Annotated in this window: 10 protein-coding genes; 5 read left to right on the forward strand and 5 right to left on the reverse strand. The window is 52.8% G+C overall.

Annotated features, from left to right (window positions below):
* Positions 1-39: 39 nt before the first annotated feature.
* Both ACFL9S_RS04505 and ACFL9S_RS04510 read right to left on the reverse strand, forming a co-directional pair.
* Complete coding sequence (locus tag ACFL9S_RS04505) at positions 40-1170, reverse strand: AI-2E family transporter (protein WP_405260477.1); 1131 nt, start codon at positions 1168-1170, stop codon at positions 40-42.
* A gap of 125 nt (positions 1171-1295) precedes the next feature.
* Positions 1296-2090 carry a spermidine synthase gene (locus tag ACFL9S_RS04510; protein WP_405260479.1) on the reverse strand — a complete coding sequence of 265 codons (795 nt, stop codon included), beginning with the start codon at positions 2088-2090 and terminating at the stop codon, positions 1296-1298.
* 292 nt (positions 2091-2382) lie between these two features.
* Between ACFL9S_RS04510 and ACFL9S_RS04515 the strand changes: the two genes are divergently transcribed.
* Positions 2383-2676 (forward strand): hypothetical protein, encoded by a 294-nt coding sequence (locus tag ACFL9S_RS04515; RefSeq protein WP_405260480.1) that lies wholly within the window; start codon positions 2383-2385, stop codon positions 2674-2676.
* Between the two features lie 287 nt (positions 2677-2963).
* On the opposite strand, the gene rsmF is transcribed toward ACFL9S_RS04515, so the two are convergent.
* From rsmF to yebS, 3 genes are all read right to left on the reverse strand, one after another.
* A complete protein-coding gene (rsmF, locus tag ACFL9S_RS04520; RefSeq protein WP_405260482.1) occupies positions 2964-4400 on the reverse strand; it encodes a 16S rRNA (cytosine(1407)-C(5))-methyltransferase RsmF in 1437 nt (478 codons plus the stop codon).
* 169 nt (positions 4401-4569) lie between these two features.
* Positions 4570-7203, reverse strand: a complete 2634-nt coding sequence (locus tag ACFL9S_RS04525; RefSeq protein ID WP_405260484.1) for an MlaD family protein — start codon at positions 7201-7203, stop codon at positions 4570-4572.
* Positions 7172-8416: a membrane integrity lipid transport subunit YebS gene (yebS, locus tag ACFL9S_RS04530; protein WP_405260486.1), complete on the reverse strand. Its 1245-nt coding sequence runs from the start codon at positions 8414-8416 to the stop codon at positions 7172-7174. Before yebS ends, ACFL9S_RS04525 begins: the two co-directional genes overlap by 32 nt.
* A 223-nt stretch (positions 8417-8639) precedes the next feature.
* Between yebS and ACFL9S_RS04535 the strand changes: the two genes are divergently transcribed.
* The 4 genes from ACFL9S_RS04535 (at position 8640) to htpX (ending at position 13061) form a co-directional block, all read left to right on the forward strand.
* On the forward strand, positions 8640-9140 hold the full coding sequence (locus tag ACFL9S_RS04535) for a GAF domain-containing protein (protein ID WP_200642411.1): 501 nt from the start codon (positions 8640-8642) through the stop codon (positions 9138-9140).
* A gap of 96 nt (positions 9141-9236) precedes the next feature.
* On the forward strand, positions 9237-9929 hold the full coding sequence (gene proQ / locus ACFL9S_RS04540) for an RNA chaperone ProQ (RefSeq protein ID WP_405260488.1): 693 nt from the start codon (positions 9237-9239) through the stop codon (positions 9927-9929).
* Positions 9930-9948: 19 nt separating this feature from the next.
* Positions 9949-11994 carry a carboxy terminal-processing peptidase gene (prc, locus tag ACFL9S_RS04545; protein WP_405260490.1) on the forward strand — a complete coding sequence of 682 codons (2046 nt, stop codon included), beginning with the start codon at positions 9949-9951 and terminating at the stop codon, positions 11992-11994.
* 185 nt (positions 11995-12179) lie between these two features.
* Positions 12180-13061, forward strand: a complete 882-nt coding sequence (gene htpX / locus ACFL9S_RS04550; protein WP_405260492.1) for a protease HtpX — start codon at positions 12180-12182, stop codon at positions 13059-13061.
* Positions 13062-13083 lie beyond the last annotated feature (22 nt).

Below are 13083 nucleotides of genomic sequence, written 5' to 3' on the forward strand. Positions count from 1 at the left end.
CCAACTTTTTGGGTGCAGTTCAGTATCAGCCCCGTTATTTTATGATTCGCTCTCTTTTTCTTTAATTTCCTGATGCGTCTGGCCTTCCTCGATAAAGTCAGGATCGATCTCATCGGTGTTGCCTTTATGGTCCTTACCGGACAACAGGTTCCAGCAGGAGATAAACAGCGCGGCAATCAAGGGACCAATCACGAAGCCATTAAGACCATAGATTTCCATGCCGCCGAGGGTGGAGATCAGAATCAGATAGTCCGGCATTTTGGTGTCTTTGCCCACCAGCAGCGGGCGCAGTATGTTATCGATAAGACCGATAACCACCACAAAGAAGAACGTCAGTGCCAGGCCTTTCACCATCGCACCGGTGAAGAAGAAATACAGCACAACAGGCAGCCAGATAATTGCCGAACCCACCGCCGGGATCAGTGACAGGAAGGCCATCAGTGACCCCCACAAAATGCTGCCCTGAATATCGGCAAACCAGAAAGCAATACCGCCCAGTGCCCCCTGAACCGCCGCCACTACCACAGTCCCTTTTACTGTTGCCCGCGATACCGCCGCAAACTTCACAAACAGATGCTGTTTAACAAACTGCGACAGCGGAATAGCATCCAGCGTCAGGCCGACAAGATAGGCTCCATCTTTCAAAAGGAAGAACAGCAGATACATCATCACGCCAAAGCCGATGGCAAAGCTGAAGGTGCTTTTACCAATCATCATCAGGCTGCCGGCAAAGAATTGTCCGCCTTTCATCGCCACGCCAGACAGCTTTTCCTGAATGGCGCTGGCATCGTTCATATTGTTTTCTTGCAGGAAGTGACGCAGCCAGTCAGGCAAATGATTCACAATGCTGGCAGCTACCGTGGTGAGCTCAGTCTGATTACCCTGTAAACGGTTGTAGAGAGCATTGAACTCCACTGCCAGTGAGGAAGCGACAACGGCCAGTGGGATAAACACAATCAGGCAGATCACCATCAGCGTCAGCAGCGATGCCAGGCCGTTTTTATCGCCGAGATGCTTTCTGATTTTGGTTTTAAGCGGATGGAAAATAATTGCCAGAATAGCGGCCCAGAGGATCGCGGAAAAATAAGGCCCCAGGATGTGAAAAAAAGCCAGCGTGGTGACCGCCAGTATAAAGATGAAGAATCCCTTACTAATGCCCTGAATGATCATTTTATTATCTCTGTTTATGGTCTCGGTAATGAACGTATTCCCTTTGATCGCTAAAAGTAGACCACGCTACGGTTACCAGCAATGTTCGCCGGACATTTAAAGTCAATGAAGTCAGAGCAACGGTCTCAGGCCTGTTGGCCCGGCCAGCGATAAATTTTGTGCGCCAGCAGGGAAACATCAGACTGATATCCTTCGCCGCTGGCTTTCATCATGGCGCGCAGTTGCGTCAGCGCCGTGCTGCAATGCCCAACGCAGGCATAAATCACCACATTGCCACTGGGCGTGGTGCAGTAGAGCACGGTGCGAAACAGTGTTGTGAGTGCATCGGAAAACGCGGAGTCTTCATCCGGTGCCTGCGGATGGTTCAGTACCAGCCAGCCGTCAGGCTGTAACGTTTGCGCGCACTGACGCAAAAACTCACGTGAAGACTGCAATGGCACAATGGCGCTGGCGGAGTAAAGGTCAGAAAAAATCAGCTGGTAGCGGGCAGGATCGGCCTGTGCAATGAAGTGGGCGGCATCATCAACATGATAGTGAATATCAGCGGTCACTGGCAGGTGAAAATGCGCCAGGGCAACATCCAGCACCACCTGGCGCAGCTCTACAACGTCAATCGCGATCTGCGGGTTGCGTGCAAATAGTGGACGTATCAGGCATCCGCCACCCAGTCCGAGCACCAGAACGCTGTTTGCGGGAGTCAGCGCCGTGGCCATCAACATGGCACAAATGTATTTGTGCACGGGGATCACCGGATTGCTTTTCTGCATTTTGCTCTGCTCGAAAACCCGGTCAAAGCTAAGAAGGCGATAGACTTTGTTATCGATCACGGTGACTTCACCGTGTGCATCCTCTGCGATAGCAACAATGTCGCCACGAATGCGAAACAGCATGGAGGAAGTGTAAACATCGTTGTCAGACATGATAATAGCTCCGTGACTCTCAGCCTGTGCTGAGTCCTTGATGATCATTCTGACGCTATGTTTGCATGTTACCGCAGGGCAGAGCAATGCGTGCCGATCGTAGAAGGGAAGTCCGGCCAGTAAGAAATCATGCCGAATGGAGTCGCATAAGTGTTTCATGGTGACATTTGGACGATTTAACCCCCTCTTTCTGCCATCGTGACTTGTACATCAGCGCCCGGCACTCTACGATGTCAGGTGGCCCGGTGCTGCGGATAACCGCAACACTGATGACTGGCCTGGAGCCTGTTGCATGAAAAGCGAGAAAGAAATTTCCATCGACCAGTTTACGGATGATGAGAAAGTATTGGTGGAGCAGCGGGTTAAAACGTTGACCGATAAACTGAGTCACGTCGCCAGTAAGAAAGAAGAGAAAGAGATCCTCAAAGAGGCCAAGCGCTTAGTGATGAAAGAGCGTGTTGTGCGCGAAAGCAGCAAAGTGGTACTGGCTAAGAAGCCGCGTAAACCGTCTGCGGCAAAAGAGAGTGAAGTGAAAGATTTTAGCTGGAGTGCTTCACTGCGTAAAAACCCGCGTGCGTTGAAATAATTCTGTTACCGGGGCTGTGATGGCCCTTGTATTTCCTGCCTGTTTATCTCGCCTTATCCCACGATAATCAAATGTACCAGTCGCGCCAGCACTTCAATAATTAACAAACTGCCTGCGGTAATCAGAGTCAGCATCAGATAAAACTGCCTGCGGTTGTTCATCGCTTTCAAATCCGTGAAGGTCAGAAAAACATCACTTTATAGCAAATGCTATAAACCATGCCTCAATGATATGGCGAAATAGAGTGGCTGTGAGGTTACTGGCGGCCCCGAAGAGCCGCTGTGGGTTTACACGCTGAACAGCTTGCCATCGCGTACCAGTTCACGTGGGTAGTTATTTTTGATGCGGCTGCCAACCTTTTTTGCAATACCAATGGGCTGCTGCTGATAACAAATTATCAGCTCATCGCCCGGCAGTTCACGTTCAGGATAAATATCCCGCCCGCGATACCACTCTTCCGCTTCACCGCTGCTCAATTCAACGGCATGGGCTGCCGCCGGGTCAGCCAGCGCAATAGCGGCTTCGTGCTGCCAGCGGTAGCCTTTCGGGAATGTTTCAGCCAGTTTCAGGCCAATACGAGAGAAGCGTACACGACCCAGCAGCGCTTCCATTGCTCTCGGGAACAACCACAGTTCTTTATCACGCTGCCACAGCGCCAGGTCATCTTCCCAGTGCAGCCCCGATTTCGCCGCTGCGGCGATCACCTCTTCCTGCTGTTTACGATTGAGCGGGCTGAACGGCGGTTTCCCCACTTTATAGCCCGGCACCGGCAGGGGAGGAACGCTGGCTGTTTTACGCAGACGGGCAACAAAGAAGCCTTCACTGTCGAAAATTTGCGGGAACACATGGAGGAAACCCTCCGGCGTGGCGGCCTGTTCCGCGCCATCGAACAACTGGTTCAGGGGTTCAATCTCCACGGCATCCGGGTACTGTTCTTGCAACCAGGCGATGACCTGCTGATTTTCACTGCGGTTCAGGGTGCAGGTGGAGTAAACCAGTGTGCCGCCTGGGCGCAGGGCATGAAACGCACTGTTGATCAAATCCTGCTGCGTGGCGGCAATGTCGGCGGTGCTGGCTTCTGACCAGTTACGTAGTGCATCCGCATCTTTACGGATCACGCCTTCGCCCGAACAGGGGGCATCCAGCAGAATAGCGTCAAAACATTCTGGTAACGCCGGGCCAAAGACGCGCCCATCGAAATGGGTCATCGCGGTATTACTCACGCCGCAGCGGCTGAGGTTAGCATGCAGCACTTTCACGCGACTGGCGGAGAACTCGTTGGCGAGGATGGCACCACGGTTATTCATCCGGGCAGCAATTTGCGTGGTTTTCGAGCCAGGTGCAGCCGCCATATCCATAATACGTTCAGGAGAGGTATCGCCGGAAAATAGTGCGCTGACCGGCAGCATCGAACTGGCTTCCTGGATGTAAAACAGCCCGGCGAGGTGTTCAGCGGTGCTGCCCAGCGGCAGCGTGTCGGCATCGTCACGGCTGATCCAGAATCCTTCTGCACACCACGGAATTGGCGTTAATGCCCACTGATACGGTGCCACCAGGGCGAGGAAGTCTGCCACGCTGATTTTTAACGTATTGACGCGCAGGCTGCGACGCAAAGGTTGTTCACTGATGGCAAGAAAACGTTGGTATTCGGTGTTATCTGGCAGTAACTGCTGCATTTGATCGAGAAAGGCTTGCGGGAAATACACGCGGGAAGAGTGAGACACAGGCTGAATCCAGGGGGGAATAAGAGCCCGCAGTTTAGCATGGTCATGGCAGTGGTAAAAAATATGAAGCCAAAAAAAACCTGTTTTTTCCTATAAAATATCGCGGATAAAGAGCGGGGCCTTATGTTGCGACATAAGGCCCCGCTGTGTTTTTGCCCTGTTTACCGCACTACTGCGGCAGGGCGGTGCCCCATTTGCGCCACTCTTTCGGCTCTTCTTCCTCTAGCAGGAAGTGCTTACCGGAAGAGGCCTGAGGAGCCAACGGCACGGTTGGCGGCGTTGCGAAGGCAATGCCTCCCTGAATGAACTGCTGGAAGGTCCCGGTTTTCACCACGCCACCAATCAGGCCAAATTTCAGGTTATAGCCCGACGCCAGCCAGAACACCGAGTTATTACGCACCAGATGCTGATATTTTTTACTGATACGCAGCGTAATCTGCACGCGGTCGGCCATTGCGCCCAGTGACGTCCCCGTCACCGTACCCACTTCCAGACCGCGGAACAGCACTGGCGTACCGACCGACAGTGAACCGCCTTCAGGGGCGTCCATCACCACGTTCAGCCCGTCCAGATAACGTGCGTCGGTGATGGTGGATTCCTGGAGTTCAAAGGTGCGCTGGGCACGGCCTTTGCCTGGGTCAACGTTGATATAAGGCTGCAACAGCGTTTCCAGATGGTTAACCCCGGCCGCCGAAATCTGCGGCGATACCACGGAGAAACGGCTGCCGAGACGGGCAAAGTCTTGCACGTATTCCGGGTAGAGCACCGCTTTGGCGATAACCTGATTGTTATCGGCTCCCAGTGCCAGTGACTCTAACTGCCCAATGGTGATACCGAGATAACGGATTGGCATGCCCGCAGCCAGCTTGCTGGCATCATACGTTCGCAGTGTGATCTGGCTGCCGACGGCGCGGGCTGCGGTTTCTGAATCATACAGCACGCGTTTATCCTGGCGGGTTAAGCCCACGCCCGCTCCGGTTAAATTATCAAAGCTGATCGCCCCCTTCAGCGCACGATTCAGCGGCGAGGCCTGCACGGTCAGACCGCTGCCGTTAAGCTGCACGCGCGCACCGCCTTCGGCCCAGAAGACGCTACTTTGCGTCAGCAGACGCCGGTACTCCGGTTTGATATGCACGTTAACGTCAAAGGCATCGGAGCGCGGCGTCACGCTGACAATCTCACCCACCTGGAACTTACGATAGAGCACCACTGAACCCGCCTGGATATCCGGTAGGCTACTGGCGGTCAGGGTGAGGGTGGTGGGCAGCTGGTCGCCAAGAATGCCTTCTTCGGCTTTCTCGCTGTTGGCATACAGCGGATAACTGTTTTTCACCGCACCTTTATTACCCGGATCAAGTCTGATACCGCCGTCGACCCACTCGCGTGCGCTGGCACCCAGCACTTCCATCCCGTCAATGCCCAGCTTCACATCCAGACGACTGTTAATGATAAATTTGCTGTCGCCATGCACCAGATGGCGGTACTCGGCGGCTACGGCAACATTGAAGGTGACGCCTTTTTCATTCAGGGTGCGTTTGATCACCTGACCAATACGCATGCCGTGCAGCATTAGCGGCTGACCGGCATCGATGCCGTAGCTTTCCGGGGCGTTGAGCGTCAGCTCAAGCGCGTTGGGCTGCTGTAACAGCGACTCATTGCTCGGCAAAACCGCATAATGGTTTTGTGGCTCACCGTCACCCGGGATCAGCTCAAGCGTATTGCCTGTCAGCAGGCTACTGAGGCTGGTATCGCTCAGGCTGATTTTCGGGCTACGCATTTCGATGCGGGTTCCTGTTCGCATCAGGCTGGTCACGGAGGGATCGAGGGTCAGTTCACCGCTGACTTTTCCGCTGTCCAGCAGCGTCATTTTTGTCAGTGTGCCAACTTCCAGCCCCTGATACATCAGCGGGGTACTGCCTTCCTTCAGATTCTTGCCATCTGGCAGATCGAGCGAGATCATCACGCCGCGCTGGCTTTGTGCCAGGTCAGGGTAGAGGGCGTAAGTGTCGTCGGATTTCGCCGCCTCCGATGTTTCCGGTGAGTCGAAGGCAATCGCACCATTGACCAGCGCGGCCAGGCTCTCCAGCTGCACTTTTGCTCCGCTAAGGCCGACATCGGCTTTCACGCCGGAGACATTCCAGAAGCGGCTCTCTTTTTTCACCAGATTGGTGAAGCGTCGTTCGATCAGCACATCAATGGTCACGCCTTTATTGCCAGAATTCAGGCTGTAGTCGTAGACGCGGCCGACCGGGATTTTGCGGAAATAAACCAGTGACCCGCTGTTCAGTGCACCGAGATCCGGGGCGTGCAGGTGGATCATCATTTCACCCGAATTGACGCGGTATTTCGGCTGAGTATCCAGCGCAACAAAGTTTTCGCGCGGTTCTCCTTTGCCGGGCATCATCCCGATGTAGTTGCCCCCGACCAGCGCATCCAGGCCGGAAACACCAGCCAGTGAAGCTTTGGGTGTAACCAGCCAGAACTGCGTGTCTTCACGCAGGGCATCCCTCATATCGCTTTTAATACTGGCCTTGATCTTAATGGTGCGCAGATCGTCAGTCATGCTGATGCCCTGCACCAGACCGACTTCCACCCCCTGATAACGCACTGGCGTGCGGCCGGGCACAATACCGTCAGCGGTGGCGAAGTCGATGGTTACCGTCGTGCCGCGCTCCTGGTAATTAGTCCAGATCAGCCAGCCGGCAATCAGCAGCGCAATAAAAGGTAGCAACCAGAACGGCGATATTTTGCGCCGGTTTTTGATGCGTGCGCTAGTCGGTGTAGTCGGCGTTTCCTGTTGCATGAGCATCCCAAAGTAAACGGCTATCCAGCCACTCAACGGCAAGGATAGTAAGTATGACCGCCGATCCGAAGTAGAACGCAGCGGGTCCCATTGTAAAAGCCAGAAGCTGATCGCGGTTGACCAGCGACATGGTTAACGAAATAACAAAGAGGTCGAGCATTGACCAGCGGCCAACCCATTTCACCACGCGCAACAGGCGTATGCGGGTTTTCAGCCCCTGTTCGCAATTAAAATGAATGCTGATTAACAGCGTCAGTAACACGATGACCTTAGTGAAGGGCACCAGGATACTGGCAACAAACACCACGATGGCCACCGGAATATTACCGGAGGCCAGAGAAAGGATCCCGGAAAGAATCGTGTCTTCCTGACGCGCGCCATTGAGGTAGATGATTGAGATCGGCAGCAGGTTTGCCGGGATCAGCAACACGATGGAGGCAATCAGTGATGCCCAGGATTTTTGCAGGCTGAAGTTACGACGAAAACGGAGTGGGGTATGGCAACGTGTGCAACGCCCACGATCGTCTGCAACGCCAGTATAGTGGCAGCTCAGACAAACCTGTAACTGCGCGATGGGCACATTGGGGTTTGGCTGCGGGTAGAAACGATGCCACAGCTGTTCAACATTCAGGTGAATCAACGTCAGCAGGCTCAATATTGTCAATATAATGAAGGCAATCAGCCCAATGCCTGGTGTGATCGACGCGTAGTCCTGAACTTTGATGGAGGCAATGGCAATACCCACCAGATAAATATCCAGCATCACCCACTCTTTCAGGCGATCGAGCATCAGCAGCACCGGGCGCAGGTTCATGCCCAGTTTTTCACCAAAGTAGAGATAAGCAATGGAGGCGACCAGCGTAACCGGGGCGCCAATGGTACAGAACGCCACCATCGACGCGGTAATAACATCGCCCTGTTGCGCCATCTGCAGGATGCCGCCCAGCAGGCTGGCATAAATGTTGGTTCCCAGCAGACGCACCGACATCAGCGATTCATTAAACGCGAACGGCATCAGCAACATCATCGTGACGGCCATTGCCGCCAGACGTGTCATGGACCAGTCACGTCCATTAAGGATAAGCGCATTGCAACGTGGGCAGTGTGCTGACTGGCGGGATTTCACATCTGGTAAGGAAAAAAGGGTATCGCATTGGGGACATCGCTGATAACGTGCCTGTGGCAGAGCATGACTGATGGCGTGTATTTTCATATTCCCGATCGTGCTTTAGCCCAAACAGCGCAGGTGCAGGGCAGGGTTAGGCTGATTAACGCCATGAGAGCAAGACTCAGTATAGCCATGCTTCAGTATTCGGATAATTCTAAGGTTATAGTAACTAACGGAATGATTCATCTGGTCCGCTGGTTTTTTAATGCTTAATTTTTCGGGCGATGCAGCTTTACTGCGTCGTCATCGTTTCGACAATGGTTAAACAATGACAAAAGCAGAATTTTATACCGACCTCAATCGTGATATGCGTGCATTACTCAGTGGCGAAACCAGCTTTCTGGCGGTGATGGGCAATTGTAGCGCGCTTTTATACGAACGTCTCGATGGGGTTAATTGGGCAGGTTTTTATTTGTTAACGGAAGAAAAAACGCTGGTTCTGGGTCCATTCCAGGGGAAAATCGCCTGTGTGCGTATTCCTGTGGGGCGTGGAGTCTGTGGAACAGCCGTGGCTGAGAATGCCGTTCAGCGTGTGGATGATGTGCATGCATTTCCCGGACATATCGCTTGTGACGCCGCCAGTAATGCAGAAATTGTGTTGCCGCTGGTGGTTAATGGCAGTGTCATTGGGGTTTTGGACATTGATAGTGTGGAATATAACCGCTTTGACAGTGAGGATGAAGCGGGGCTAAAAGCGTTGACGGACGGGCTTTGTGAGGTGCTTGCCGGATCGGATGTGGAAAAATTTATTCACATGAAACGCACCTAAAGCGCTGGATCACGTAGCAATTGCTGATGGTGTCATTATAATGACGCCTGTTCATGCCCGCGCTGATTGGCAAACCCGTTGTAATCAGGAAATTTCATGGAAAATCAACCTAAGTTGAATAGCACCAAAGAAGTCATCGCCTTTCTGGCAGAGCGTTTTCCACTATGCTTTAGCGCAGAAGGGGAAGCTCGACCACTTAAAATCGGCATCTTTCAGGATTTAGTCGACCGCGTGCAGGGCGAAATGAACCTGAGTAAAACTCAGCTTCGTTCAGCACTGCGTCTTTACACTTCCAGCTGGCGCTATCTTTATGGCATCAAAGCTGGCGCGGCGCGTGTTGACCTCGATGGCAATGCCTGTGGTCTACTGGACGAACAGCATGTTGAACATGCGCGCAAACAGCTTGAAGAAGCCAAAGCGCGCGTGCAGGCACAACGCGAACAGCAGCAGGCGAAGAAGCGTGAAGCGGGTGAAGACACCACACCGCGTCGTCCGCGCAAACCTGTTCGTAAACCTGCGGCAGAAGGTGAGCAGCCACGTAAAGTGCGCAGCAAACCTGCTCGTCCTCAGGTCGAACCGGGCTCTTCCGCACCTCGTGCAGAAACTCAGCCGGAGCCACGTAAACCGGTTACCGACACATCAGCGTTGCAAGTTGGCCAGAGCATTAAAGTTACCGCAGGTAAAAGTGCAATGGATGCCACTATTTTGGAAATTTCCAAAGATGGCGTTCGGGTGCAGTTAGCTTCCGGCCTGGCAATGATAGTACGCGCAGAACACTTGCAGTTCTGATACGGAGGCTAATCAGGGCATGAACACTCTTTTTAAAAGCACCATCATTGCGGGCCTGCTTATCGCAGGCAATGTTTTTGCGGCCGACAATATTACGCGCGCCGATCAAATCCCGCAGTTACATCAGGAAGCACAGCATGCCACCGTGAGTGAGCGTGTTACCTCCCGTTTCACCCGTTCCCATTATCGTCAGTTCGATCTCGACAAAGATTTTTCCGTTAAAATCTTTGAGCGCTATTTGAACCTGCTCGACTACAGCCACAATGTGCTGCTGGAGTCGGATATTACGCAATATGCGGACAAGAAAACTACGCTGGGCGACGAGTTCAAAAGCGGCCAGCTTTCGGCGTTTTATGATCTGTATAATCTGACACAGAAACGCCGTTTTGAACGTTATCAGTACGCGCTATCCGTATTGAATAAGCCGATGGTTTTCACCGGTAATGACACCATTGATATCGATCGCAGCAAAGCTCCGTGGCCTAAAAGTACCGAAGAGCTCAACACTCTTTGGGATGCGAAGGTCAAATATGATGAGCTGAGCCTCAAGCTAGCCGGTAAAGATGAGAAAGAGATCCGTGAGGTTCTCACTAAGCGTTATCAGTTCGCTGTACGCCGTCTGGCGCAGAGCAACAGCGAAGACGTCTTCCAGCTGGCAATGACGGCGTTTGCGCACGAAATTGATCCGCACACCAACTACCTCTCTCCGCGTAACACCGAGCAGTTTAATACTGAAATGAGCCTGTCTCTGGAAGGTATTGGCGCGGTGCTGCAAATGGATGATGACTACACCGTGATCAACTCCATGGTGGCAGGCGGCCCGGCGGCTAAGAGCAAAACCATCACCGTTGGCGATCGTATTGTTGGTGTAGGCCAGCCTGGTAAGCCGGTTGTTGATGTAATCGGCTGGCGTCTGGATGATGTGGTTGCGCAGATTAAAGGGCCAAAAGGCAGCAAAGTACGCCTGGAAATCCTGCCTGCCGGTAAAGGAACAAAAACCCGTACCGTCACGCTGACACGTGAGAAAATCCGTCTGGAAGATCGCGCGGTGAAAATGACCGTGCATAACGTTGGCAAACAGAAAGTCGGCGTGCTGGATATTCCTGGCTTCTATGTTGGTCTGACTGATGACGTGAAGGTGCAGTTGCAGAAACTGCAAAAGCAGAATGTTGACAGTATTGTCATCGACCTGCGTACCAACGGCGGTGGTGCTCTGACGGAAGCGGTATCGCTGTCTGGTCTGTTTATCCCTGGCGGCCCTGTTGTGCAGGTTCGTGATAATAACGGAAAAATTCGCCAGGATAGCGACAATGACGGTGTGACCTATTACAAAGGTGCGCTGGTGGTGCTGGTTGACCGCTTCAGTGCATCAGCGTCTGAAATCTTTGCCGCTGCGATGCAGGATTATGGTCGTGCACTGATTGTCGGTGAACCGACCTTCGGTAAAGGCACTGTGCAGCAGTATCGTTCATTGAATCGTATTTACGATCAGATGCTACGCCCTGAGTGGCCAGCGTTGGGATCTGTACAGTACACCATTCAGAAGTTTTACCGCATTAACGGCGGCAGCACGCAACGTAAAGGGGTAACCCCGGATCTGTTGATGCCAACCGGCGTAGAGGCGGTAGAAACAGGCGAGAAGTTTGAGGACAACGCACTGCCGTGGGACAGCGTCAAAGCTGCGACCTACGTGAAAATCGGTGACCTCAAGCCGCTGGAACCGAAACTGATCCAGGAACATCAGGATCGCATCGCGAAAGATGCCGAGTTCCAGTACATCATCAAAGATATTGCTCGCTTCAATGCGAATAAAGCGAAGCGCAATATCATCTCGCTTAATCTTGTCGAGCGCGAGAAAGAGAACCGTGAAGATGATGCTCTGCGTCTGGAGCGCATCAATGCGCGCCTGAAAGCAGAAGGCAAAAAAGCCCTGGTGAAACTGGACGATCTGCCGAAAGATTACAAAGAGCCGGACCCGTATCTTGATGAAACGGTGAAGATTGCTGAAGACCTGGCGCAGCTGGAAAAACAGCAGCCGCCAGCGACCCCCGCTGCGGCGAAATAAGCCCAACAGGCACAGCATTCGCTGTGCCTTTTTTTATCCCTCCTAGCATGGCGCGTAAAAAGTAAGACAAAGTGTAAAGTTATGTCTTTTTAAGCACTTAAAGATTAAGAGTGCTTGAATTGCGCAATATTGACCTTACGATGGTGTTACGCGAATAGCGGAATAACTGAGGAAGAATAAATTTTATGATGCGTATTGCTCTTTTCCTGTTAACCAACCTTGGGGTTATGGTGGTTTTCGGGCTGATCCTCAGCCTGACAGGGATCCAGTCAAGCAGTGTGATGGGCCTGATGATCATGGCGGGTCTGTTTGGCTTCGGCGGTGCGTTTGTTTCACTGCTGATGTCGAAATGGATGGCGTTACGTTCCGTTGGCGGTGAAGTGATTGAACAGCCGCGTAACGAAACCGAACGCTGGCTGATGGAAACCGTAGGCCGCCAGGCACAGCAGGCAGGCATTGCGATGCCGCAGGTGGCTGTTTACCATGCACCCGATATCAATGCTTTTGCAACGGGTGCTCGTCGTGATGCTTCGCTGGTCGCAGTATCAACCGGCCTGTTGCAGAACATGAGCCGTGATGAAGCCGAAGCGGTGCTGGCGCATGAAATCAGCCATATCGCTAACGGTGACATGGTCACCATGACGCTGATTCAGGGTATCGTGAACACCTTTGTGATCTTCATCTCGCGTATTTTAGCGCAGTTGGCGGCAGGCTTTATGTCTGGCAACCGCGATGAAGAAGGCGGCAGCAACGGTAACCCGATGGTGTACTTTGTGGTTTCAATGGTATTGGAACTGGTCTTCGGTATTGTCGCCAGCATCATCACCATGTGGTTCTCACGTCATCGTGAGTTCCATGCAGATGCAGGTGCTGCGCGCCTGGCCGGTCGTGACAAGATGATTGCCGCACTGCAACGTCTGAAAACCAGTTATGAGCCACAGGAAGCCAGCAGCATGATGGCGTTGTGCATCAACGGGAAGTCTAAGTCGCTGAGTGAGCTGTTTATGTCTCACCCGCCGCTGGACAAACGTATTGAAGCGTTGCGCAGCGGTGAGTACCTGAAGTAACCACCCACCCTGTTAAGTCAAA

The organism is Erwinia sp. AnSW2-5, assembly GCF_045107195.1.
Lineage (GTDB): Bacteria > Pseudomonadota > Gammaproteobacteria > Enterobacterales > Enterobacteriaceae > Erwinia.

Excerpts from the sequence above, each read along its gene's own strand:
- ACFL9S_RS04505 (WP_405260477.1), bottom strand. The coding sequence starts at position 1,170 with ATGATCATTCAGGGCATTAGTAAGGGATTCTTCATCTTTATACTGGCG.
- ACFL9S_RS04510 (WP_405260479.1), bottom strand. The coding sequence starts at position 2,090 with ATGTCTGACAACGATGTTTACACTTCCTCCATGCTGTTTCGCATTCGT.
- ACFL9S_RS04515 (WP_405260480.1), top strand. The coding sequence starts at position 2,383 with ATGAAAAGCGAGAAAGAAATTTCCATCGACCAGTTTACGGATGATGAG.
- ACFL9S_RS04525 (WP_405260484.1), bottom strand. The coding sequence starts at position 7,203 with ATGCAACAGGAAACGCCGACTACACCGACTAGCGCACGCATCAAAAAC.
- yebS (WP_405260486.1), bottom strand. The coding sequence starts at position 8,416 with ATGAAAATACACGCCATCAGTCATGCTCTGCCACAGGCACGTTATCAG.
- ACFL9S_RS04535 (WP_200642411.1), top strand. The coding sequence starts at position 8,640 with ATGACAAAAGCAGAATTTTATACCGACCTCAATCGTGATATGCGTGCA.
- proQ (WP_405260488.1), top strand. The coding sequence starts at position 9,237 with ATGGAAAATCAACCTAAGTTGAATAGCACCAAAGAAGTCATCGCCTTT.
- prc (WP_405260490.1), top strand. The coding sequence starts at position 9,949 with ATGAACACTCTTTTTAAAAGCACCATCATTGCGGGCCTGCTTATCGCA.
- htpX (WP_405260492.1), top strand. The coding sequence starts at position 12,180 with ATGATGCGTATTGCTCTTTTCCTGTTAACCAACCTTGGGGTTATGGTG.